Origin of the sequence: Sphingobacterium sp. Lzh-3 (assembly GCF_046764375.1) — a bacterium.
Taxonomy (GTDB): domain Bacteria; phylum Bacteroidota; class Bacteroidia; order Sphingobacteriales; family Sphingobacteriaceae; genus Sphingobacterium.
Genome location: NZ_CP177226.1, coordinates 4,291,674 through 4,317,246, shown reverse-complemented (window position 1 = coordinate 4,317,246; position 25,573 = coordinate 4,291,674). Strand labels below are relative to the sequence as shown.

The 25,573-nt window shown below is 42.3% G+C and carries 15 protein-coding genes; 11 read left to right on the top strand and 4 right to left on the bottom strand.

Annotated elements, in window-relative coordinates; all coding sequences use genetic code 11:
* Positions 1-230 precede the first annotated feature (230 nt).
* A complete protein-coding gene (locus ACLCDV_RS18290) occupies positions 231-917 on the top strand; it encodes a class I SAM-dependent methyltransferase (protein ID WP_411971870.1) in 687 nt (228 codons plus the stop codon).
* Here ACLCDV_RS18290 and ACLCDV_RS18285 read toward each other — a convergent pair.
* A complete protein-coding gene (locus ACLCDV_RS18285; protein ID WP_411971869.1) occupies positions 901-1,878 on the bottom strand; it encodes a hypothetical protein in 978 nt (325 codons plus the stop codon). The two genes, ACLCDV_RS18290 and ACLCDV_RS18285, sit on opposite strands and share 17 nt — an antisense overlap.
* A gap of 233 nt (positions 1,879-2,111) precedes the next feature.
* On the opposite strand from ACLCDV_RS18285, the gene ACLCDV_RS18280 reads away from it, so the two are divergent.
* Together ACLCDV_RS18280 and ACLCDV_RS18275 are read left to right on the top strand one after the other, a co-directional pair.
* Positions 2,112-3,173: a sensor histidine kinase gene (locus ACLCDV_RS18280; protein ID WP_070568077.1), complete on the top strand. Its 1,062-nt coding sequence runs from the start codon at positions 2,112-2,114 to the stop codon at positions 3,171-3,173.
* Complete coding sequence (locus tag ACLCDV_RS18275) at positions 3,170-3,883, top strand: LytTR family DNA-binding domain-containing protein (RefSeq protein WP_317665113.1); 714 nt, start codon at positions 3,170-3,172, stop codon at positions 3,881-3,883. The genes ACLCDV_RS18280 and ACLCDV_RS18275 overlap by 4 nt, the downstream gene beginning before the upstream one ends.
* A gap of 13 nt (positions 3,884-3,896) precedes the next feature.
* On the opposite strand, the gene ACLCDV_RS18270 is transcribed toward ACLCDV_RS18275, so the two are convergent.
* Together ACLCDV_RS18270 and ACLCDV_RS18265 are read right to left on the bottom strand one after the other, a co-directional pair.
* Positions 3,897-4,136 (bottom strand): hypothetical protein, encoded by a 240-nt coding sequence (locus tag ACLCDV_RS18270; protein WP_411971868.1) that lies wholly within the window; start codon positions 4,134-4,136, stop codon positions 3,897-3,899.
* A 161-nt stretch (positions 4,137-4,297) separates the two neighbouring features.
* The gene (locus tag ACLCDV_RS18265; RefSeq protein ID WP_411971867.1) at positions 4,298-4,495 is read right to left on the bottom strand and encodes a hypothetical protein; all 198 of its coding nucleotides are present in this window, start codon (positions 4,493-4,495) and stop codon (positions 4,298-4,300) included.
* Positions 4,496-4,675: 180 nt separating this feature from the next.
* Between ACLCDV_RS18265 and ACLCDV_RS18260 the strand changes: the two genes are divergently transcribed.
* Positions 4,676-7,120 carry a PIG-L family deacetylase gene (locus ACLCDV_RS18260; RefSeq protein WP_411971866.1) on the top strand — a complete coding sequence of 815 codons (2,445 nt, stop codon included), beginning with the start codon at positions 4,676-4,678 and terminating at the stop codon, positions 7,118-7,120.
* A gap of 85 nt (positions 7,121-7,205) precedes the next feature.
* Here ACLCDV_RS18260 and ACLCDV_RS18255 read toward each other — a convergent pair whose 3' ends face one another.
* The gene (locus ACLCDV_RS18255) at positions 7,206-9,497 is read right to left on the bottom strand and encodes a family 20 glycosylhydrolase (protein ID WP_411971865.1); all 2,292 of its coding nucleotides are present in this window, start codon (positions 9,495-9,497) and stop codon (positions 7,206-7,208) included.
* A gap of 293 nt (positions 9,498-9,790) precedes the next feature.
* On the opposite strand from ACLCDV_RS18255, the gene ACLCDV_RS18250 reads away from it, so the two are divergent.
* The 7 genes from ACLCDV_RS18250 (at position 9,791) to ACLCDV_RS18220 (ending at position 25,482) form a co-directional block, all read left to right on the top strand.
* Positions 9,791-13,867, top strand: a complete 4,077-nt coding sequence (locus tag ACLCDV_RS18250; protein WP_411971864.1) for a two-component regulator propeller domain-containing protein — start codon at positions 9,791-9,793, stop codon at positions 13,865-13,867.
* Positions 13,868-14,229: 362 nt separating this feature from the next.
* Complete coding sequence (locus ACLCDV_RS18245) at positions 14,230-17,352, top strand: SusC/RagA family TonB-linked outer membrane protein (RefSeq protein ID WP_411971863.1); 3,123 nt, start codon at positions 14,230-14,232, stop codon at positions 17,350-17,352.
* Position 17,353: 1 nt separating this feature from the next.
* Complete coding sequence (locus ACLCDV_RS18240) at positions 17,354-19,204, top strand: RagB/SusD family nutrient uptake outer membrane protein (protein ID WP_411971862.1); 1,851 nt, start codon at positions 17,354-17,356, stop codon at positions 19,202-19,204.
* Between the two features lie 12 nt (positions 19,205-19,216).
* Entirely contained in the window at positions 19,217-19,894 is a 678-nt protein-coding gene (locus ACLCDV_RS18235; protein WP_205400835.1) for a DUF3823 domain-containing protein, read from the top strand.
* A 108-nt stretch (positions 19,895-20,002) separates the two neighbouring features.
* Positions 20,003-21,916 (top strand): family 43 glycosylhydrolase, encoded by a 1,914-nt coding sequence (locus ACLCDV_RS18230; RefSeq protein ID WP_411971861.1) that lies wholly within the window; start codon positions 20,003-20,005, stop codon positions 21,914-21,916.
* Positions 21,917-21,943: 27 nt separating this feature from the next.
* Positions 21,944-24,442, top strand: a complete 2,499-nt coding sequence (locus tag ACLCDV_RS18225) for a sugar-binding domain-containing protein (RefSeq protein ID WP_411971860.1) — start codon at positions 21,944-21,946, stop codon at positions 24,440-24,442.
* A gap of 248 nt (positions 24,443-24,690) precedes the next feature.
* A complete protein-coding gene (locus ACLCDV_RS18220; protein ID WP_411971859.1) occupies positions 24,691-25,482 on the top strand; it encodes an alpha/beta hydrolase in 792 nt (263 codons plus the stop codon).
* Positions 25,483-25,573 lie beyond the last annotated feature (91 nt).

The following is a 25,573-nucleotide window of genomic DNA, read 5'->3' as shown; positions in this document are numbered from 1 at the left end:
CTGAAAAAAGTAATTAACACGCGCTCAAAAAAATAGTATTGATATAACCTGAATATAGAAACTCTTTGACCGATCTATTCGGTGAAATATAAGTAACGAGATTGTCAGAATAACCATTAGTTATTTAGAATAGTTTTAAATAGATGACTTTGGATGTATATTTGGAATGCAGAAAAGGTATACCATTTAACTGCATACTGATTTTATATTGAACGATTATTGTTAGCTAGATGAATAAAGTAGAACTGTTTGAAAATGAACGCGCAAGTGGCTATGACCAATTTGTTGAGACCTGGATTCCCAATTACCATTATTTTTTAGATCAGCTGCCTAAGCTCCTCCGAGAAATCGAAAATAAGGATTTATTGGTGGTCGGATGTGGCACAGGAAATGAAATAGAACGTTTTGTTGACACAGCAGAATCTTGGACAATAACCGGGGTAGATCCGTCGCCTGAGATGATTAGTCAGGCCCTGGAAAAATTTGAAGCGGACGAAAATGTTCATCTTGTCGAAGGTGTGGTAAGTGATTTGGACGAAGAGAAGCAATATGGTGCTGCGACACTTTTACTTGTATTACACTTTTTAGAAGACAATGGCCAAAAATTGGCTATGCTCCAAGATATTTCCAAGAGAATGATGTCGCAAGCACCCTTGTTATTATTAGATATTACGGGCAATAAGGAGCAGATTCAACAAAACTTGCAGTTGTTGAAACTTCTTCTGCCCGATGGGATAGATGAAACACAGGTCGCTCAAAGATTGCGAAGAATCGAGCATGAATTGTTGCATGTCTCGGAAGAACGGTTAGCCGAGCTCTGTGAAGAAGCCGGATTTGAACCTCCTGTTCGATTCTTTCAATCATCGATTTATATGGGGTGGATAACCCGAAAAAAAGATATTATTTCCTTTTCTTAGCAAAGGGATTGAAGGAAAGCCCCGCATTAATATAAAACGAAGGATCGGGGCTTGCTTCCCATACATAATCGCGTTGGGTTTTGTTTTTTTCAAATACGCGTGCGCGAGGTATGGTTTTTAGTCCTGATTTAAGGGTAGCAATAAAAGATCGGCCCAGGTTATGTTCATAAGTCAGACCCGAATTGATTTCCATCTGACTGAAGGTATATACTTTTTCAGCGCCCTGAAAGTTATAGAGGTAAAAGATCGTACTATTTAAATCGGAACCTATTGAAACGCGGCCATTCCGCAAGACCTCTTTTCTAAGGTAGGCTCCTTTAGGTAAGATGACATCAAGTATCATCCCATTGGCAAATTGCTGCTTGTAGGCAAAGGTTGGGAAAACCGGAACAATGGCTGCCGGATCTATAAAGCCGATGAGGCCTACCGCCATTTGAATCTCCCGCGTAGCTTTTAGTATTACAGTAGCAGATAATACCCCATTCATGCGTTCTATTGCTTTTTCACTCCCATTGGCAGCAACCGTTGCGGTATAAAATGCTACTTTGCCCCATAAACGTGAATAACGGGTAAGATTAAGTGATTCGTAATGATAATGATATTGATGGGTTGACTGTATGGTGGATTGTGCGATGGGGTCTAGGCGATTGGAGTTGACAGAAGTGAACTGATAGCCAATGTTGGTACCCAAGTTCCAGGTTCTGCTCTTTAAAAAATTAATGTTGATACTACCTCCGGCTTGGTACATCGATTCTACTTTTGATTTAGGTAAATCCTGACCTTGGAGTTTTGATGAATAACGGTATCCTGTATTGGATTCATAGGTCAAATTGAGTACCCGTGTTATGGGAAATTTGTCGGTAACAACAGCCCTCACTTTTTGCTGTACGCTATCTTTAGTCTGTGCGATTGAAGTGGATATACGAAACAATAGTACAAACACTAAAAGTATTTTTTGCATAAATGTATGATTAAAATCATGGTAAGGATAGCCGAAAATTGTAGGTGGGATTTTTTTTTTAGACCAACAGGTCTTGTTTTTATACAAAAGTCCAATTTAGGGGAACAGTGAAAAGGAACGTTAAAAATCATCTCCCAGTTTTGGTATAAAAAAAATAGGTCTTCGTATAAGAGATCGGATTCTTGCCAAGAAAAGCTTTATTTTTGTTATTTAGGTTAAAATCATTCTAATGCATGCAAGACTTCAATAATAGCATTGTTTTAAGGTATTTTACAGAAAATAAATTCAGGCCACTGCGACATGTGTTTTTTCTGATCGGTTTACTGTTGCTCTTTGCAAATGCAAATTCGAGTTCTCATTTTCAAGGGAGTTATCGGTTTTATTTTTCTATTATCCTATGGTTTGTATTCGTCTGCATGTTTTACGCCAATATGTATGTACTGATCCCAAAGTTTTTCTTTAAGGCCAAATATGAGTTATATGTCTTAGCATTGATACTGCTGGTAACGGCCAGTTTGCTGGTAGTCATGTACATTGCAAATTACATCTATTCCATTCATATTCCCGCTATAAAAAAACCGGAGTCGGACTCTATGGGGCTAATCGCCGCATTATTTATCTGTATTCCGATTATTCTAACCACCACGACATTTAAGCTTTTTAAACGTTGGTTGGAAGACAATAAGCGTATTTCTGAACTGAAAAACCTGGCTTTGACCACAGAGCTTGTTTCCTTAAAAAATCAGATTCAGCCACATTTTTTATTCAACATGCTGAACAACGTTAAAGCTTTAATTCGAAAAGATCCGAATATGGCTACCGAGGTCATCATGAAGTTATCAGATTTTCTAAGATATCAGCTGTATGAAAATAACGATGATAAGACACTTCTCAAGTCCGAAATCAATTTTATAAGCAATTTCCTGAAATTGGAGGAAATACGCCGCGATAACTTAAAAACGCGTATATCTTGCCCAATAGAATTGGAAAAAAAAGGCGTATTTCTGCCGCCGCATCTATTTACGGCCTTTGTTGAAAACGCGATTAAACATAGTCTCAGCGCCGGTGATGCTGATACTTTCATCACAATCCATTTTTCTGAGACGGATCAGCAGCTTTGTTTTGAATGTGAAAATTCGAAAGATCCCGACAACTCATTTGTCCGAAGCAAATATAGCGGACTGGGGTTGGCTAATGCTAAAAGACGACTGGATCTGCTGTATAGAAATGATTATGAACTGTCGGTGTCAACAACTGAGACATTATATAGCGTTAAACTTACTATTCCCTTATGAATTGCATTATTGTAGACGATGAGCCCCTGGCTAGGGAGGAAATGAAAAATTTAATCGAAGAAATTTCGTCTATTCAGATAGTCGGTACATTTTCCAATGCGATATCGGCATTGGAATGTATTAAGACAAACCCGGTGGACTTACTTTTTTTGGATATCGAGATGCCAACGGTCAATGGACTCGATTTTGCACAGTCTCTTCCCAACGATAAGCTGGTGATCCTGACGACAGCCTATGCGCAATATGCACTGAAAAGTTACGAATTGGATGCAATAGATTATCTGTTGAAGCCGATCAATAAAGACCGCTTAGCTAAAGCGATCGATAAAGCAATGGCCTATAAAAATTTACTGGCGTTAAAAGAAAACCAAAGTACGGTTGAGAAGGCCAGTGAGGATGCACTTTTTATTAAATCGGATAGGAAATACTATAAAATTGCATTTACTGATATTCGCTTTATAGAAGCACTCAAAGATTATGTGGTTATCTATACCCGGAACAATAAACTGATTACTGCAATGAATTTGAAGACAATTCACCAGAAACTTCCGGTGAGCCTGTTTGCGCGTACCAGCAAATCCTATCTGATTAATTTATCGTTTATTGATTCTTTTGATAACCATACTATTTACATCGATAAGTTTGAAATCCCGATTGGTGAGATCTATCGAGAATCTTTCTTTAAACAATATACAGGAGGACTCCTTTGATCTGATGGCTAATTTAGGCCATCACAAAGCGTTCCAGGAAATCGACTTGGATACCATAACTACGTAGGAAATTTGTCAGATGGTCGACACAACACTCTTCTGTTTCGAACCGGAAAATAGCATCCTCATCATCAAGATCAACCGTGGCATCCTGTACTTGTGGAAGATGGGTCTTGACCAATTGCATTAAAAGATTTTTCTTGTCTTTGGTCTTCACTGAACTTTTAAAAATCATCACTTGCCTAACTTTCATCGCTACTAATTTATTTGCGTTCAAAATCATTTGATTCCCCAATCACCTGAGTTATCCTTACAAATCTATGTTCCTGGTGACACCGGGAAATCGATATTATACGAAAGCATTTAATTTTTATACAAAACAAGATTGAGCAGACAGTGTACGCATGATGTAGATCAAAAATAAATACCAGCGGCTTTCAATTCTAAATTTCTACAGAAAGGGGAGGCATCTTTGTCAGGTGTTACAGTTAAGTAGCTTTTAGTTTTCAGCTCCGGCAAAAATACTTTACCCTCATCAAAAACCATAGTAGTATCCATATCGAAAAGGTTATGCAGTTTAGAAAAGGAACCAGCTATGAATTTTACGCCCATAAAGAGGGTGTATTGATACGATTGGATTAGTGTCTTTTACAAGCAACATGTTTGTTTTTAACGCTAATCTTCCATTATAATTAATACTAATTCTTGATTAAAATATATAATCTACCTATTTAGTAGTTTATTGAAAAATATTCCTATATTTGAGCCGTAGAAATATTTAGTAAGAAGGATATGGCATTGGAATATTTAGCACAACAGGCACACGAACAACATTTAGATCAGGTTTTTTCGCGTAAAGATCAAATGATGATGCGTGCGTTATGTAGGCTTAAAATGTCCGATCGTGTTTTATATATCGGTGCTCATCCGGACGACGAGAACAATAAATTGTTGACCTTTTTGGCTCAGCATCAGTTGGTCGATACGGCCTATCTTTCCGTGACGCGTGGTGAGGGGGGACAGAATTTTATAGGCACAGAAAAGGGACTGGATCTGGGTGTACTTCGGGTGCAGGAATCACTTGCAGCCCGTGCAATTGAGGGAACAAAACAGTTTTTTACACGTGCTAAGGATTTTGGATTTGCTAAATCTGTCGATGAAACGCTGGCACGATGGGATGAAAACGGTGTTCTTGCCGATATGGTCTGGACCATCCGTTATTTTCGCCCTACTGTAATTGTAACACGTTTTTCACCGGATGTCCCAGACGCACATGGGCATCATCAGGCCTCAGCAATTCTGGCGGCAAAGGCTTTTGATCTGGCCGCTGATCCATCAGCTTATATAGAACAGCTATCCGAATTGGGCCCTTGGCAGGCTCGGCAGCTGTTGTGGAATGTGTATCAGGACAGTGGTGTGAAGGATATCGGTGGAGAAGTAAGGCCTTTGCCAGCGTATTTTTCGCTGGATATTCCAGTGAGACACGGCTATCTGGACTTTCATTATGGTGAGATTGCTGCGGAAAGCCGTAATAGACATCGTTCTCAGGCCATGGGAAGTCTGGTTCGGCATCAGCCTAGTACCGAATATTTTGAATTATTAAAAGGTACACCGATCAGTTCGGAGAAACAGCACGCTATTTTTAAACAATATACTGCTCAAGATTCTTATTCACTCGTATTTAATCGCTTGGTGGACGACCTCATTGCAAAATGTGAGTCAGATACAGCAGAACTTGTCTTGGAGCTTGGAACGATTTTATTTTGGATGAGAATTGTTCCCGATGGCCATGTTATCCATGAAAAACGGGCTGAGGTAGAGCGTCTTCTGCTCGACTTTGCTGGTGTATCTTTGGAAGTACAGGCAAGCGAGGCACTGTGGGTGCCGGGGAACGAGGTGAATATGGTTTTGCAGGTACACATTCCAACAGAATCCAATCTACAGCTGACTGCGGTGAAAGTTCCATTTATCCGTAACGGAGAGCAAATAGAATCCACTTTGTCACCTTCGAAGACGATCCTTTTAAATGGTGAGCTTCTGGATACGATTTTACCTTCTTTTCCAACTTGGCTTAGTGCTGAAGGCGATGCACATAACTATGCGCCGGCGTCGCCTGCTGATGTTGTATTGACACAAATTGGAACTGAATTGTCTGTTCATTTGGAACTGCAGTTTGCCGGCTTGCCGATCGCGGTTAAGTTGCCTGTGAAACATGCCGGTAGTCCTGTTACAGTGGCCCCTCCGGTGACAGCAACTTTTGATTCGGATATCGTGGTGCTCTCCAATGCGACCAGACGTTTAATTGCTTTAGAGCTACAATCTAATGTCTCCGAATCCTTATCTATAAAGGTTAAGCTTACGCTACCGGATGGGCTCGATGTATTTCCGAAGGAAATTGAGCTCAATATCGCGGGGAATGCAACCGAGAAGCTTAGCTTTGAGTTGAGTTCGCCTGCGCAGCAGGATTATATTCAGGAGATCGGCTTTGAGATTGAGACGGCTACAGGGCGGTATCCGTTCACATCCAGAAGTATTGTTTATCCACATGTTAATCAAGTAACTTACTTTCCCAAAGGCATATTGCGGGTGCTAAATTTACCCGTGAATATTACGGCCCAGAAGGTTGCTTATATTTCGGGGATGAACGATGAACTAGCAGGTAGCTTACGCCAGCTTGTTGGTCATTTGGAGATTATTCCATTTGAGTCAATTGGGGGAATTGATCTCTCCGGCTTTGATGCAGTGGTTTTGGGAATACGAATATACAATAGCCATCCCCTAATTGCGGGATTTCATCAGCTTTTTCGTGACTATGTTGAGCAGGGCGGTGTATTGATAGGGCAGTATAATACACCGTATGATTTGCATTTGACGGAGGTTGGAGCTTATCCTTTAGCAGTTTCTCCGGAAAGAATTACAGATACGGAAAGTCAGATATCATTTTTGAACCCTTCCCATCGCATATTGAACTACCCTAATGTAATCGGACAGCATGATTTTCAAAATTGGGTGCAGGACCGGGCACTTTTTTTACCTCAAAAATGGGCTTCGGATTTTGAACCGATACTGCGTGGGCAAAATGGAGATAATCGTACGGAAGATGGGTTATTGCTACTGCACAAAAAAGGAAAAGGTTATTATATCTATAACAGCCTGTCGCTGTTTAGACAACTGCCAGCAGGAGTAGCAGGGGCATATCGTCTTTTTGCGAATATGTTATCTCTAGCTTCGCGTTAGACCAGAATCTTGTGGGGTAAAAAAATCCCCAGTGAGCATTGACTGCACTGGGGATGGTATCACTGCTATTTTATGTCGATTTTTTCTAATCCTTTTTATGGAAAAAAGACGCTTTGGGAATATCGATCACTTTTGAATCATTGACATTGTATTGAAGTTTTAAGGTGAAACCTCCGCCAGCTTCAAGGAAATCTACAGCAATTGGGTGGTAGCCTGCTTCTAACGCAATCTGTCCACTTTTCATAATTGGTGCATGCTGTCCATCATTATCAACGACAAGCTGATCATGTATCCGCAGGACACCACCATCATCACAAGTAAAATAGAAATTATAGATTCCTTTTTCTTTGACGTAGAGGTATCCTCTTATTTTTGCACCAAAAGAAGGCATTTTGATGGTATCGCTTAGCGCTACATTGCTTATCACTTCCTGACGCACTTCGGGACCCGAAATGGCAGAAGTATTGGTAAAAGTTCCATTGAAAAATGTCGCTCTAAGGCCCGGAGCGACGGTACTTTCATCAACTTTTATACCCTTTTTCCACGTATCATTTTTAAAATCAACCTGATAGAGCTCACTTTTTGCGCCCGAAGGCGAGATTGTCGCAAAACGGATAGGACCTTCTTTTTTAACGACAAGAGAACCGTTAAGCACTGGGCTTTGCTTTGTTGGAAGACTACCATCGGTAGTATAGTGTATTGGATTTTGGGGAAGTTCATTCGAGACTTTTAGTGTAGATTGTCCGTCGACAATTACCTGTGTTTCGGCGAAACCGTTGAGGTCTGGCATACGATACCGTAAACCCATTTTGTTCCAGAGTCCAAAGTGTGCAATTACTCGATTTCTATAGCTATCATACAGGGATTTGTTGGTCCACACACGTTCCGATAAAGCACTTAAACGTGGGAGGATCATAAACTCTAACCGCGCAGTGGAGGGGATCATTTCTGTCCAGATATTGGCTTGTGCACCTTGGATCAAATGTGCTTTTTGGCTGGATATATCCGAAGGGACCACACTCATATTATACACGGCATCTAGGCTGCTGCTATTGGGGAGGTAATCAAAATAAAGCGGATTTGTAGGTGTCATCACGACGCGGTGACCACGGTTAACGGCTTCCATAGGTGCATTTTTTACCCAACCACGCCAGTACATGACCATCATGCTGGTATCGGAACTGCCGTCCAATATTTCATCCCAGCCGATACTCTGTTTATTTTTTGAACGGATAAAATTGTTCACTCTTTTGACGAAGTAACTTTGCAGATCATGTAAGTTAGGTATTTGCTTTTCTTTCATAAAAGCTTGGGCCGCTGCTGATTTTGACCAGGAATCTTTTTCTACCTCGTCGGCACCAATATGAATATAGTGTGATGGGAATAGCTCAATGATTTCGCTTAGTACATTCTCAACAAAAGTATAACTGCTTTCTTTCCAGGGGCTGATCGGTACAGAAAATTGTTTTCCCCAGCCCGCGGACTGACTGTCCAATAGGAGTTCGGGATAGGCCTTTGTAGCCACCATCATATGCCCTGGCATATCTATTTCCGGAATGATTTCTATTTGTCGGCTGCTCGCATAGGCAACAATGTCCCTGATATCCTGTTGTGTATAAAAACCGCCATATTCTTCCTTTCCGTTTGTTGTGCGGATCAGTTCCTTGGGCAGATTAAAGTCGGGATTTTCTTTGGCTTTCACAAAGCAGGCTGAATCTTGATTGTTATACGTCCGCCAAGCCCCCTGTTCGGTTAGTTTGGGGTATTTTTTGATTTCTATGCGCCAACCTTGATCGTCTGTCAGGTGCATGTGAAATTTGTTGAACTTGTATGTTGCAAGTAGATCGATAAATTTATAAATATAATCTTTTGGAAAAAAATGACGGGCTACATCGAGTTCGACACCTCGCCATTGGAAAGCAGGCTCGTCTTTGACCGTTACATAGGGGAGAGCAAGCTTAGCTGTTGTTCCTGAGAGTAAATATAATTGCTGGATTGTCTGTAATCCATAAAATGCACCCTTTTCAGATGCGGCGATAATCTGGATACCTTTTTGATCTATTATCAATTCATAGCCCTCATTTGAGAGCCCTTGATTTTTAATCAATCGCAACGTGGCGCTGGCTTGCTTCACGTTTTTTTTGTTTAGTTTCCCGAATAGGGAATGGTCGATCCATCCCGATAATGATTTAGAAGATAGGGCTGGATCAATATAGTAACCCAATTCTTGACCCTTTAGCTGAAAAAGGCCTGGCTTAGCCTCCAACTGCTGCGGAAATGGAATGAGTTGAGGAAGTGCATTTTTTTGTTGCGCAAAATTTAGTGTCGGCAGGTACAGGGCACAGGATAGGAGTAAGGTAGAGAAGATTTTATTCATGAACGTGTTTTTTGTGATTCACAAGTGTTATTAGATTTTGTTGCAATATACCAATATTTCAGGTATTGGCAGGTAATTTTAGTTGATCAAATATTCCGTGAGATTATGCGTAATATTCCTCTTGGTACTATTATAAATGTTTGTTTGACATTTATGTATTTATTCTTATCTTTAACTTGAAAATAACCTTTATTTGAATGGGCCTATGTTGTGTTTATATCCTGAATATTTTCATTGTATAGTTGTTGCGGTGCTCAACAATTTTGTAAAAAGTTGCAAATGGATTGGGGCGAATGATAGTCGGCAAAGGATCTCATCCAAGAGAACAGGTTGGTGTTGTTAATTTATTTGGTGGTGGCGGAGCTATGAAAAATTTTCTCATTATTATTGTTTTTCTTTGGCAGTTGGCCTATGTTTATGGACAGCCCAACAATGCCCATTTTTTTTCCCTTCAAGATGGCTTAAGCAATCAGCAGGTACTGGATATCGTGCATGACGATGAAGGATTTATGTGGGTAGCCACAGAGCTGGGGCTGAACCGTTATGCGGGAAAGTCTTTTAAATCATATTATGCCGCCGATAAGCAGGACGGTCAATCGATCAATAGCAATGAAATTAATACGTTGCTGTATGCAGATAGGAAAGTGTATATCGGAACAAGATCCAATGGGCTGAATGTACTTGACCTAGGCACAAATAGATTCAGTTATTATACACATGATGCAGCTAATCCAAAATCCATAGCCACGAATGATATTACGGATATGATTGAAGGCAAGGATGGGAAATTGTGGTTAGCGACCTACCATCAAGGGGTGCAGCATTTTGATCCGGTAACGGGGGAATTTAGTCATTTCAATAAAAAGAATTTTCCGGGTCTTCCCGAAAATAGCATTTGGTCTCTGGCCGAAGATCAAAAAAGAATGCTTTACATCGGGCATGTTAACGAAGGTTTAACAATAATGGATCCCATTAGGCATTCTTTGAAACGACTAACTAATCACAATACCTCCGGACAATTACCGGATAATGAAATTAAAGTTTTGTTTTGTGATCAAGCCGGCAATATGTGGATAGGGACCCGAAAGGGGCTGGCAGTGTATCATCCAGCTTCAGGTAAACTACAGCAGGTTTCTTTGGCAAGATTGGCAAAAAATGGAAATGAACCTTTTGTGTATGCGATTAAGGAAATTGGTCATACATTGTGGATAGGGGCCGAATCGTCGCAACTCTTTTTACTGCAGCCGAGCTATGGTTATGATAAGCGTATTGAAGCCATACAGCATGTAGAGCATTTTGATCTGGGGAAAGGCAATAATACGATGGTCCAGCATATTACTCCCGATCGGTTTGGAAACGTTTGGCTAGCGTTATATGGTGGTGGCTTGGGAGTTGTGAGTCATATTGCCCCCTTCTTTAGTGTCTTCCCATCAGACAATATGTTGCCGGATCGACTGGCAACAGTGAGCAATGTATTGGTGGGGGAAAATCGGACAATACATTTGGCGACTGAAGGTTCAGGTCTAGTCGAAATGAATGCGGAAGGGCGTTTATTGAAGCAGATTACCAAAAAGAATGGTGGGGCAGACGATTTCCTTCTAACAGCTTTTAAGGATCAGCATCAACATGTTTGGCTCGGTTTACGTAAAGGTGGAATTGCCGTTCAATATGCTGGATCGTCCGTTTGGAAAACCATTGATTTAGGTGAGCCTGTGACGGAGGTACGGGCGATTTATGAGGACCATTTAGGACAGATCTGGTTTGCAGCACATCAAGGGGTATTTATATATGATGAAGGAAAGGGGCATGTCCAGAAGCTTTTGATCAACAAACCAATGCTTGGCGATTATGCGCCCCGAACGTTGATGGAAGATGGCCAACACAACATGTGGGTCGGAACTTATGGGCAAGGACTTTATGTTTACGATCCCCAGCATAAACTGCTTCGAAAAATGGACAAGGGTAATGGCTTGCAAAATAACACGATTAATCATTTGTTGCGGGACAGAAATAACAATATCTGGGTGGCTACAAATCAAGGACTGGCCGTGCAGGAAGCGGGTAAGAAGATTGGTGATCTGTCTCTATTGATGCCTCCGGGAGGGAATGCGTGGCTTTTTGTCAATGGACTCGAAGAAGATCAGACTGGAAATATTTGGTGTTCGACCAAATCGGGGATGTTACGCTATGTCCCGAAAGAAAGACGTTTTCTACAATATGACCAGTCTTTCGGTTTGCCTTTGGGAGGTTTTATCAATGCAAGTGTAGGAAAAGACAGTGAAGGTCGACTGTATTTTGGGATGCAGGAAGGAATGTGTTATTTCAACCCAGCCACAATCCCGACCAATTTACCAACCTCACCCCTAAGTATTAGCCGATTTATTGTTTTTGGATCCGGAGAGTCCGGTACACAGGTCGATAAATATCCCTCGCCGACAAAGGCAATTGAACTCAATTATGATGAAAATAGCTTTCGCATCGAACTTGCTGTTATGGACTTTGCTCTAGACGGTTTGGTCGAGTTTGGTTATAAATTGCAAGGGCTTAATAATGACTGGATTTTTCTGGGAAACGAGACCAACCTCGATTTTCGTAATATACCCTATGGTGAACATGAGCTGCTGATTCGCACCCGGATGAAAAATGGGCAATGGTCGCAGGACTACCAGCATCTATTGATCAAAATTGCGCCACCTTTTTATCTCAGTTTATCCGCCAAGATCGTGTATCTGCTCCTTGTGCTGCTAATTGGATATGTTATCATTTCTTTCTATTTCAAAAAAATGAAAGCTGAATCCGAACTAAAACTGAAAGAGCGGCAACATGTGCAGGACGAACAGTTACATGCAGAACGCCTGAATTTCTATACGCATATAACGCACGAGCTACGGACACCTTTGACGTTGATTCTAGGCCCCCTTGACGACCTGTCTCAAGAGCAGCAGCTTACTGAAAAACATCGCGAACTGGTTCAGACGGTACAGAAAAGCGCTAATAGACTCTTCACATTGGTCAACCAGTTGTTGGAATTTAGGAAGGTAGAATCGCAGTTTAAACCCTTTGTACCCGAAGCCGGGTCTTTGGGAGAAATGCTCGCAGATCTTGCCCATAAATATAAAACATTGAATCACAAACCTGGTCTTCGGGTGTTGTCTGAACTCCCTGTGAAGGATTCACGTACGCTATTTGATGCCGAAATCGTACAATTGATCGTAGATAATTTATTGTCGAATGCCTATAAATATACCGAGTCAGGTTATATTAAACTAAGCTTGCATTACGAAGAATCGGATTTGGATCATTGGGCGGTGTTGTCCGTAGAAGATACTGGAGTAGGTATTGACAAAGAAGATATCGGTAGGATTTTTGAAAAGTATTATCAGGTTGCGGGTACAGGTACTCAGGGTACGGGTATTGGTCTGGCCTTGGTGAAAGAACTTGTGGCGATCCATCATGGAAAGATTGATGTGAATAGTACATTTGGCCTTGGTACCACCTTTACGGTAAAATTGAAAACCGATCGATTACCTGTTGAGGATGGCGAGCTGCCTGTTTCTTCGCAACGTCCGCTAGTGCTATTGGTTGAGGATGATCTGGAACTTCGTGAATATCTGGGAAGTACCTTGCAAAGACAATATGACGTGGTGCTCGCCGAAAATGGAACTTTAGGCTATCAAATGGCGATGGCTAGGGTGCCCGACTTGGTGATCAGTGATATTATGATGCCCGATATGGATGGTTTTCAGCTTGTACAGCAATTGAAACAGGAACGTAGTACAAGTCATATCCCACTGTTGCTATTGACAGCAAAAAATACCGATGCAGACCGACAACGGGGTTATGATCTGGGGATAGATTCCTACCTGATCAAGCCAGTTACAGCAGCTTTACTTTTCAAACGTATTGACAATCTATTGAGCCGACAGAAACAGATCAATGAACTGATTTTGGAAAGTTTAAATACAAAACCATCTTTTTCAACGACCAATATAGAACTAGAGCCAAAGCCTTCGGAGGAACTCTGGCGTGAAAATGAATTTGTTCAGGATTTTATGCAGATCGTCGAGCAGCATATGCAGGATGAGGTATTGGATGCTGCTGCCCTCGCTGATCGCATGAATATGAGTCAGTCTACCCTTTATCGGAAATTGAAAGGCATCACAGGAAAAAATATCAATCAGCTCGTACGTAAGATACGTATCCATAAGGCGGCAGATCTACTTCGGAGCGGGAAGTATAACGTGACCGAAGTGTCATTTATGGTCGGAATCAATAGTGCGATTTATTTTCGGCAGTGCTTTAAAGAGGAGTTTGGCCAACTACCTTCCGAATATCAACGATCCGACAATAAAGCCCGCGTAGTGTATTAAAACAATTCGCATCAGATAAGTATGCCCCTACTATTTCAACATAGATAGGGGCATAGTTTTTTCGCATAAAGCAGCCTTCTAATATACTTCGATCAAAACGAGATCAGTTTGAAAAAAAACATAAAATATGCCTTAAATATGTTTAAAAAGCGGTTTTTGACTAAAAAATATATGTTTTTTGACGGATTTGTGTACGATGGAATGTTGCAAAATCGGCTAAGTTTGAGGTATTAATCCAATTATAAATCTAGGTAGGGGTGGCAACGATGCAAAAGAAATAACCAAAGTAGACCGTAGTTTACCATCATATTGTCTTGTCCAGCTAGATTGTATTATTTACTGTTTAATTCGTATTGAAATTTATGAAAAACTTAAAGATTGCTTCTTTTTACACCATGTTGAGCGTGATGCCAACATTGCTGTATGCGCAGGAGAAGGTTACGGGACAAGTTTTCAACAAAGCAAACGAGCCTATCGTTGGTGCGAGCGTACTCCTCCTTGAAGGGGGGAAGGGAACCTCAACAGACAAATCGGGGAAATTTGAGCTGAATGCTAACAAAGGAACGCTTGTCGTGTCATTTGTTGGGTATAAGACTCGTCGAGTTCCATTGGATGGAACAACAAATTTAAAAATCCAGCTCGAGGCAGATGAAAATGTATTGGAGGATGTCGTCGTTGTTGGTTATGGTAAACAGTCCAAACGTAATATTACAGGGGCGGTAAGCAATATTAAATCAGAGGATATTGTACGGTCATCATCGACGACAACTGCTGGGGCTTTGGCAGGAAAGGTGCAGGGGATCTCAGTGCGTGCCAAAGACGCACGTCCCGGTCGTGGTGCAGCGATCGAAATCCGGAATATGGGCTCGCCTTTATATGTAATTGATGGTGTTGCTTATGGAGGTCAGGAAGGTACTGACTGGGTTGGTACACAGAATGGCTCCGGAGCAGATATCTTCAACTCGCTGAATCTCGAAGATATTGAGAGTATCTCTATTTTGAAAGATGCCGCAGCAGCAGTATATGGATTCCGTGCTTCCAGAGGTGTTGTACTGATTACCACCAAAAAGGGCGCAAAAGGAGAAAGTGCAAAAATCAATATTAATGGCTACCAAGGCTGGCAAAATTTGACACGTTTTCCGACCATGGCAAACGCTAAGCAATACACACGCGGATTGGTTGAGGCCGCACAGAATGAAAACCGCGACCCGAAGACGGTTTATACACCCGAGGAGTTGGCGAAATGGCAGGCAGGGACAGAGCCCGGCTACCAAGGCTATGATTATTATGACATGGTGATCCGTAAGAATATTCCACAGCGATACATCAATGCTAATGTCACCGGTGGAAATGAAAAGTCCAATTACTTCCTGTCATTGGGCCACCTCAATCAGGATGCAATGATCAAGGATTTCAATTATAAGCGAACCAATTTCCAGGCCAATATGGAAGCTGAGGTACTCAAAGGTCTTACTGTCGGGACACAGATTTCAGGAAGACATGAAGGAACACAGGATGTTGGCTTACCAGGTGGGGATGGATACTTCTCGTCTATTTTGGCTATTATGAAAAATAGGCCGACTGTAGGTCCCTATGCAAATGACAATCCGGAGTATATCAATCATACCAATGATTTTCCCTATAATCCGGCTCTCTTTAGCCGCGATATTGCCGGCTATAAAGACAATAAATACCTTGCTGGAAATGTGAATCTCTTTGCGGCCTATAAGACAAATTTTGGTTTGTCGGCAAAAGGAACTGTTTCTTACAATTATACCAACAATAAATTTGAAGGTTTCCAATATACCTATGATGTATATCGATACGAAAATAATGCTTATAAGCGAACTGGCGGAAGTGATGCTGGCTGGCGTTACGATACCACTAGGGAGATTGTTTCCCGCTTTGCACAGTTTCAGATCGATTATAATAAGCAGATCGGCGATCACACTTTTGCGGGAATGTTGGGCTATGAGCGTTCAGATTGGGACCGGACGTATAAGGCATTGGGCGCAAATCCTTCAAACAATTATATTCCGTTGTTAAGACTGTCGGAGCTCAATAGTTTGGCCGATGAATGGGCTTACGAGGCTCGGGCTGGATATATTGGCCGTGTCAATTACAACTACAAGGGCAAGTATCTTCTGGAGGTACTGGGCCGTTATGATGGTTCCTTTAAATATTATGAAGGTAAACGCTGGGGATTGTTTCCGGGAGCATCGGTAGGTTGGCGTATTTCGGATGAAGGGTTCTTTAAACCCTTAAAATCTGTGGTGAGTGACCTTAAAATCCGTGGTTCGATCGGACAAACAGGACTTGAAGAGGGTGTGGGAATGCACGATTACCTTGCCGGATATAATTGGGCGGCTGGAAGTGCTGTCTTAGACGGAGCCTATGTGCCCGGGGTACAGCCTAGAGGTTTACCAGTTCGCAACCTCTCCTGGGTTAAAAACACCAATTATAACATGGGTATCGATGCGACACTGCTGAAAAATAAGCTGACATTGACGGCCGATATCTTTAAAATTATCCGTACTGGATATCCTGGCAAACGGTACGATGTCCTATTACCAGCCGAAATCGGTTATGACCTTCCCAATGAAAACCTCGGTAAGAACGGCTATTATGGAGCCGAAGGTATCATTACCTATACCGATAAGGTCGGTGAGCTTAACTATGTTGTCAGTGGGAATATGACTTTTTCACGTTATCGTGACTTAGAAACCTATAAGCCTCGTTTCAGTAATTCGTGGAATGAATACCGTAACTCGATTGAAGACCGCTGGGGTGGAGTATGGTGGGGATACCAAGTCGTTGGACGATTTCAGTCGGAAGAAGAGATCCGCAACCATCCGATCAATAATGATGGTCAGAACAATAGGACGCAACTTCCTGGTGATCTGATTTATAAAGATGTAAACGGCGATGGGGTTATCAATGATATGGATCAGCGTCCGATCGGTTATCCGACGGGTTGGGCACCGATGATGAGCTTCGGTGGTCGGATAGGACTTGACTGGAAAGGCATCAACTTAAATATTGATCTGGCCGGTGGTGCGGTGCAATCCTGGTTTCAGGATTATGAGTTACGTAATGCCTTCCATGGTGGGGGTAATTCCCCAGCTTATCTACTTGAAGATAGATGGCATCGCAAAGACCCTTATGATCCAAACAGTGAATGGATTCCGGGACGCTACCCTGCGATTCGTAACGGCAACTCAGGTCCCAATAGTCGAAATAGTGATTTTTGGTTGACCAATGTACGTTATCTGCGTGTCCGCAACCTGGAGGTTGGATACAATCTGCCAAAAGCGTGGATTCAAAAGATAAAGGCCGAAAAAATACGGTTCTATATCAATGCCTCAAACTTGATTTCTTTTGACAATGTCAAAGACTACCAGATTGATCCTGAGATCGAAGCGAGAGCAGCAGTAGTATATCCACAGCAAAGGGTATTTATGGTTGGATTTAATATGACTTTTTAACATGAAACTACGATTTAAACTTACATATATAGGAGTTGCTTTATTGACCTTGTCCTCGTTGAGCAGCTGCAATCACGACGATTGGTTTGACCGGGATTCAAAATCATTGATTACCGATGCACAGCTTTGGAATGACCCGAAACTGTTGACTTCACTCGTTGCCAATTATTACGACAGAATGCCAACGCTACATGGTGTTTTCAATACTGGAGGAATGACCGAATTGGATGATGCCATGTGGTCGGGACATCGCGATCAAAACTGGCGTAATGATTATCAGTTTGGTGACGATTACGGTCGCTATTGGGATTATGGACTGATTCGGGATCTGAATCTTTCCCTCGAAAATATCGATCAATTCAGTACACAATTGTCTGATGCACAACGCAAGCAGTATAAAGCCGAAATACGCTTCATCCGGGCCTTTGTTTACTTCGAGCTCGTCAAACGCATGGGCGGCGTTCCGATCGTTACAACCCAGCTCATCTATGACTTTAGCGGTGATCCAACACCATTGCAGGTGGCACGTGCCAAGGAGTATGAAGTCTACGATTTTATTTACAAAGAATTGGAAGAGATCAAGGAAGATCTTGCCGTCTATAATGCCAGTAAGACCAGAGCCAATAAGTATACGGCATTAGCTTTGGAAAGTCGGGCAATGCTTTATGCGGCGTCCATCGCGAAATATAATAATCTAATGGCCTCACCGATAACGACTGCCGGAGGAGAAGTGGGGATTCCAGCCAATATGGCGACGGGGTATTATACCAAGTCACTGGCTGCTTCCAAGGAAATTATGAATGGCCCCTATGCGCTTTATAATGAGAATGCCGATAAAGGTGCCAATTTTTATGATATGCTCAATAAGAAAACTGGTGCTGAAGTCATCTTTGCCAAGGATTTTGTCACGAGTTTAAAAGTTCACCGCTTTGCTTATGACAATATCGTCAGAAGTCTGACCGAAGACAATGAGTCGTCATCGACGATTTCTCCTTCATTGAGTCTTGTAGAAAGTTTTGATTATCTAGACGGTAGCAAAGGCACACTACATGATAAAAACGGCGCAGGAAATTACGTAGCCTACCAAAATATCAACGATATTTTTGCGAATAAAGATGCTCGTTTGTTTGGGACGGTGATTTATCCGGGAACTTCTTTTCGCGGACGTGCTGTGAGTATTCAAGCTGGAGTGGCAACTTGGGGGACGAATGGAGCTTACCAGTTTACTGCAGCCCCACAACTGGGACAGAATTATGCGAGTGGTGGTTTGTGGACCGGTTTTGATGGGCCGCTTTATGATGCACAGGACGTCAGCAACACCGGCTTCTATATCCGTAAATTTGTCAGCGATGCGCCAGCAGCCAGTACACGCGGTACATCAGCTGCTAACTGGTGGCCGTGGTTTCGTCTTGGTGAAATTTATCTCAACGCGTCAGAAGCTGCATTTGAGTTGGGACAGACTGTGGAGGCAAGAACTTACGTCAATAAATTGCGCGAAAGAGCAGGATTTCCCGCCAATAGCGTTAGTAACCTAACGATGGATATTATCCGGAACGAACGCCGTGTCGAACTTGCTTTCGAAGATCATCGTTACTATGATCTTAAAAGATGGCGTATTGCACATTTGGTGTGGGACGGATCGGAAAATGATCCCAACGCTGTTGTATATGGACTATATGCTTATCGTGTCGTGCGTCCAGGGCATGCCGATGACGGTAAGTATATCTATGAACGGGTAAGACCTGCGCGTTTCAGAAAGGCACGCTTTTTCCGTATGGCCAATTATTATGCGTCCATTAGTCAGGATGTCATTAATAAAAACCCTAAAATAGTTAGAAATCCATTCCATTAATCTAGTTGTACCATGAAAATAAAATTTTTAAGCTTATTGGTAGCTTTTGCAAGCCTACTCGTTGTAGGTTGTAAATATGATAATTTTGAAGCCCCAAAATCAACGCTTTCGGGACGCGTTGTTTATGAAGGAAAGGCGATTGGCGTTCGAAATAATGGGCCTCAATTGGAATTATGGCAGGATGGGTATCCGCTTCGCTCAGCAATACCCGTATATTTTGATCAGGACGGCTCTTTTTCTGTTAGTCTTTTTGATGGCGAATACAAATTGGTGCGGAAAGGAGATTCACCATGGCTACAACAGGCAACCGATACGGTATTGGTGCAAGTGAAAGGCAATACGACCATTGATGTGCCTGTAACACCCTATTTCACGGTGACAAATGAGTCTTTTCAAAAAAATAATAACAGTATTACTGCTAACTTTACGGTTAATAGAGTAGTAGGTACGGCAAATTTGGAGTTTGTGCGTCTTTACCTCGGTAAATCTGTTTTAACAGATCAGGTACAACGCGAGCTACGTGTGGATGCCAATTTGGCTAATGTTGCTTTTGGTCAACCGACAAGTATCGTCGGTGAATTGCCGGACAACCTGAAAAACCTCGATTATGTGTTTGCCCGAATTGGGGTGAAAGCTACGGTATCCGGAGAGTACTACTATACAGCAGTTCAAAAAATAGCTTTAAAATAGGTGCTTATGGCAAGTAAAATTGCCAGATTACGAAGCCACGGGATTATATTCCGTGGCTTTTAAAGATGCAAAAAATGGTCTAATGCTTATTTATTCTACTAAACCTTCATGAAAAAAAACAAAATTTCAATCTTAGTTACCTTATTTTTAATACATGCTACATGCGGTGTTTTTGCTCAGGCTTATCGCAGCGGACCTACGGACAAAGATTTTGCAGGTTATTTATTTGCCTATTTCAAAGGTAATGCTGTCGCAGATGAGGCTGTTTGTTTTGCGATCAGCACAGATGGCTATACCTACAGAGCCTTGAATGAAAACCAGCCTATCCTGGATTCGAAGGTGATCAGCAAGACTGGTGGTGTACGGGATCCCCATATTCTCCGTGGCGAAGATGGGAAAACATTTTATATGGTGCTCACCGACATGACCTCCTCCAAAGGCTGGGATTCCAATCGGGGTTTGATCCTGCTAAAATCCGAAGACCTATTGCATTGGTCTCATCAGGCAATCGATATCCAGCAGCGCTTCAAAGGCCAGGAAGCGTTGAAGAGAGTATGGGCACCACAGACTATATATGACCCTTCGGTCGACAAATATATGGTGTACTGGTCCATGCAGCACGGAAATGGTCCGGATATCATCTACTATGCTTATGCTAATAAGGAGTTTACAGATTTTGAAAACGAACCTAAAGTGCTGTTTCTTCCAAAAAATGGTAAATCCTGTATCGATGGCGATATTATTGCAAAGAATGGCTTGTTCTACCTTTTCTACAAAACTGAAGGACATGGCAATGGCATTAAGCTGGCGATAACCGATTCACTGACTTCGGGGAAATGGATTGAACAGCCAGGCTATAAACAGCAGACCAATGATGCTGTGGAAGGATCCAGTGTCTTTAAACTCAATCAATCGGATAAATATGTCCTGATGTATGATGTCTATGGTAAAGGGAAGTACCAATTCTGCACCTCCGAAGATCTTGATCGTTTTAAAGTAATCGATCATCAAATTGACATGGATTTCCATCCACGTCATGGGACCATTATTCCTATTTCAAGACAAGAACTTTTGGACTTGACCTCCAAATGGGGGAAACCCAAAGATATGGAATTCGCATTCAGAAAGAACCCCGTTTTGGATGGCTTTTATGCTGATCCCGATGTACTCTATTCCAATAAAACAAAAAAATACTATATCTATCCAACGAGTGATGGTTTTGACGGCTGGGGGGGCTATTATTTCAAGACCTTCTCGTCTTCCGATCTCGTTCAGTGGAAAGATGAAGGGGTGATTTTGGACCTGAAAAAAGATGTTGCCTGGGGACCTCGAAATGCATGGGCACCTACAATTACGGAAAAGAAAGTCAAGAACGATTATAAGTACTATTATTATTTTACAGCAGCGCAAAAGATCGGTGTTGCGGTGGCTGATTTACCTACCGGGCCTTTTAAGGACGCGGGAAAACCGCTGATCGATTTTAAGCCTGAGGGTGTCAACGGCGGGCAGGAGATTGATCCGGCTGTGTTTAACGATCCAAAATCGGGAAAAAGCTATCTGTATTGGGGAAATGGCTATCTGGCTGTTGCCGAACTCAACAAAGATATGGTTTCCATCAAAAAAAATACAGTCAAGGTACTCACTCCCGATAAGACATTCCGCGAAGGTGCTTATGTTGTCTACCGTAAAGGACGCTATTATTTCTTTTGGTCAGAAGACGATACCCGGAGTGAAAATTATCGGGTGCGCTATGGAACTGCAACTTCCCCAGATGGACCGATCACAGTTCCGGCTAATAATTTAGTCTTACAAAAAGATCCTGCGAAAGGGATCTATGGCACTGGGCATAATTCGATTTTGCAGATTCCCGGTAAAGACGAATGGTATATTGTTTACCATCGATTCAATTATCCCAAAGGTATTGATATTGGCGACGCAGCAGGATTTAACCGGGAGGTATGCATGGATCGTTTGTATTTTGATGATCAGGGCCATGTCTTGCCTGTTGTTCCAACGCTTTAATCACTTGAACCTAATGCAAAAAGTAAAATGAAGAATCTCATAAAAAAACTATCCGTCTTAGCTGTTTCTATGGGTATGGGCATCAGTGGCCTATACGCACAGGCTGGATTTGGTGAGGCCCAGGCGATCAATTCAGACTGGCGTTTCCATTTGGGTGATATCGAGGGGCAGGCCAGCGCAGAAATGAAGCATGGAGCCTGGCAGCAGGTCCGTTTGCCCCATGATTGGGGTGTAAAATACCCGCTCAGTCCAAGTTTAGCCAGCGCCACAGGCTATTTACCGGGCGGTATTGGCTGGTATCAAAAACAGCTCCAGGTACCAATGGAAGATCAGGGCAAAAAAATATTTATCTATTTTGAGGGCGTATACAACCGAAGCGAGGTATTTATCAATGGTAAATCTGTTGGAAAACGTCCCAATGGTTATATATCCTTTTCTTATGATATCACACCCTATATTGAGTTTGGAAAAGAAAATACCATCGCTGTTAAGGTCGACCACAGTAAAAGTGCCGATTCAAGATGGTATACCGGATCGGGCATCTACCGTGACGTTTGGCTTGTAAAGGCCAATGCGTTGCATATCGATCAATGGGGAGTATATGCCTATCCCGAGCTAAAGCAAGGGAAAGGAATGTTAAATACCGAAGTGACTGTTGTCAATAGTACGTCCAACGGCAGTGCGGTTACCATTGTGCAGGAGTTGATTGATGCCGCAGGGAAGGTTGTCGCTAATCAATCGGAGAAAGTGAAGGTTGATGCTGCAGCTAAAGCGACGATACAGCAGCAATTGACGGTTGCAAACCCTAAATTGTGGAGCTTGGATCAACCGAATCAATATACCTTGCGGACAAGCGTATTGCAAAATGGAAAGCAAATTGATCAGTCGGCAATCAAAACGGGCTTCCGAACTTTTACATTTGACCCAAACAAGGGCTTTGCTTTAAACGGCGAATGGATGAAAGTCAAAGGCGTATGCCTACATCACGATGCCGGTGTGCTGGGTGCTGAAATGTATACCGAGGTATGGCGTCGGCGGCTGCAGACATTGAAATCTTTGGGTGTCAATGCCATTCGAACCAGTCATAATCCGCAAGCATCCTCGCTTTACACCTTATGTGACGAGTTGGGGCTGTTGGTTATGGATGAGGCATTTGATGAATGGGAATTTCCAAAACGGAAATGGCTGCAGGGCTGGAATGTCGGAACCCCCGGTTTTGAGGGATCGTATGACTTTTTTGAAAGCTGGGGCGAGCAGGATCTTGCAGATATGGTCAAACGGGATCGCAATCACCTCTCGATTTTCGCTTGGAGTATAGGCAATGAGGTTGATTACCCGAATGACCCTTATTCTCATCCTATTCTTGATGGAGAGAAGAAGGAAGGCGGATTTACGCAGGCTTCGTATGGCGGATACAAAAAGGATGCGCCAGATGCGATGCGCCTTGGGGATATCGCCAAAAGACTGGTTGCTACAGTAAAAAGATACGATAAAAGCCGAGCCGTTACTGCAGGCCTCGCAGGTGTGGCTATGTCTAATGAAACAGCCTATCCGGGAGCACTTGATATTGCAGGGTACAATTATACCGAAAGTCGTTATCAACTGGATCATCAGCGTTATCCAGCGCGCGTAATTTTTGGAAGTGAAAATCGACATGACCTTCCAGCATGGCTTGCAGTGCGTGACAACAAGCATATATTTGGCCAGTTCTTGTGGACAGGTATTGACTACCTCGGAGAGTCGGGGCGTTGGCCTTCACGTGGATTTTATTCAGGACTGCTGGATTTCGCAGGTTTTATTAAACCGAGGGGTTATTATCGTCAATCGCTGTGGTCCGATAAACCAATGGCTTATTTGGGAACCTATCCATTGAAGGGTGGAGCAACGACTACTGATGTCTGGTCTGCATTGGAATCCGAACAGGGGCAACGGAAAAATGAAGCGCCCTCCATGGATGCCTGGCCAATTTGGAACTATCAGGAGGGACAGCAAATCAGGGTGGTCTGTTACACCAATAGCCCTCAGGCGCGATTGGAGCTCAATGGTAAAGTTGTTGGCGAAGAGAAAAATTACGATGAGAAGACAGGTATCATCTTTTGGGATATTCCCTATGCAGCGGGTAAACTAGAGGTTGTTGGTCTGGACACGAATAAAAAAGAAGTTGTTCGGCACACTATTGAATCCAGTGAACGTCCAGCCGCCATTCAGGCGACGGTAATAGGAGGGAAAGCGATTGAGAGCGGTGGCATTTTGCAGGTTGCCTTGCAAGTGGTGGATAACAAGGGGCTTCCTGTAGTCCTTTCGGAAGATGAAATCACCTGTGATATTGCTGGAAATGCACGTTTACTGGGTATGGAAGCGGGGAACAATGCAGATATGGGCGACTATACCGACAATAAACAGCGCGTTTATCATGGGAAAATGATCGTGTATGTTCAGGCTTTGGGTAAATCGGGCGATACAATTAATATACGATTTACCTCGCCCTGGTTGACAATGGCAAACGTAACCTATAGCATAAAATAATTAACTCACTTGTCTTTATTGAACTTCTGAACTAAAAAAGCACCGGAAAACTCCGGTGCTTTTTTTATGCCAAAATCTTATCGGATGTTCATTCCACTATTGGAAAAATTACGGTTTTATATAGTTCTTTATAAAATAACGTAATCCAACCTTATTAAATAAAAAAAATTATTAAATACTTTTTTTATTATAAATTTTATTATTAATTTAGCTTCACTATAAATCTAAAGACTGACTCAATTATATCCATGCGTTTAATCATATGCCTTTTATGTGCCGTTGGTACAATGTTGGCCAAAGGACAAGAGCTTTATACGTTACAGTCTGCTCATCTTTCTGGAGTAGATTCCGGCTACGTCTATATACCAAAGATGAAGCCGGACAACCGTGCCTTACCTGTTGTATATGTGCTGCACAGTCATGGAGCAAATTATAAAAGTCTTTCAAAATTTGTCGATTTTCAGGCATTGAGCGATCAATATGGCTTTGTGGTGGTATGCCCTGACGGTCTTCGGACGAGCTGGTTTTTAGACAGTCCACAAAAAGGCGGAGCACAATTTGGTCGGTTCCTGACAGGGGAATTAATGCCTTACATACAGGGCAAATATCATACGGATCGGGACAACTCATTTATTACGGGTGTGAGTATGGGGGGGCATGGTGCACTTTGGCTCTTTTTTAACTATCCATCATTTTTTAAAAGTGCTGGTAGCAGTTCGGGAGTTGTCAATCTGAGACATTCGGCTTTCAAGAAGACAAGTCTAGCCCAACATTTAGGTCAATACAGCGATCAAAATCCATTATTCGATCGTTTTAGTGTCATCCATAATGTCCATAAGATCGCTGGGAGTGACAAGACATTTATTTTTGATTGTGGTACTGAAGATTATCTATATGGGGCCAATAAGTCCCTTCGGGATAGTTGTGATGTACTCAAGATCAAAGCGACTTATATTGCGCAACCCGGCGCTCATACCTCTGGCTACTGGGCCAAAACCATTCCGTTTCATTTCGCTTATTTTAATCGTCTGATCCATTAATCGATAACCTATATGTTTCATTCACCTTATACTGATCCTTTAGTCCGACAACAAAATAATGTATCTCTGGTCCTTAAACCGGTATTTGGTG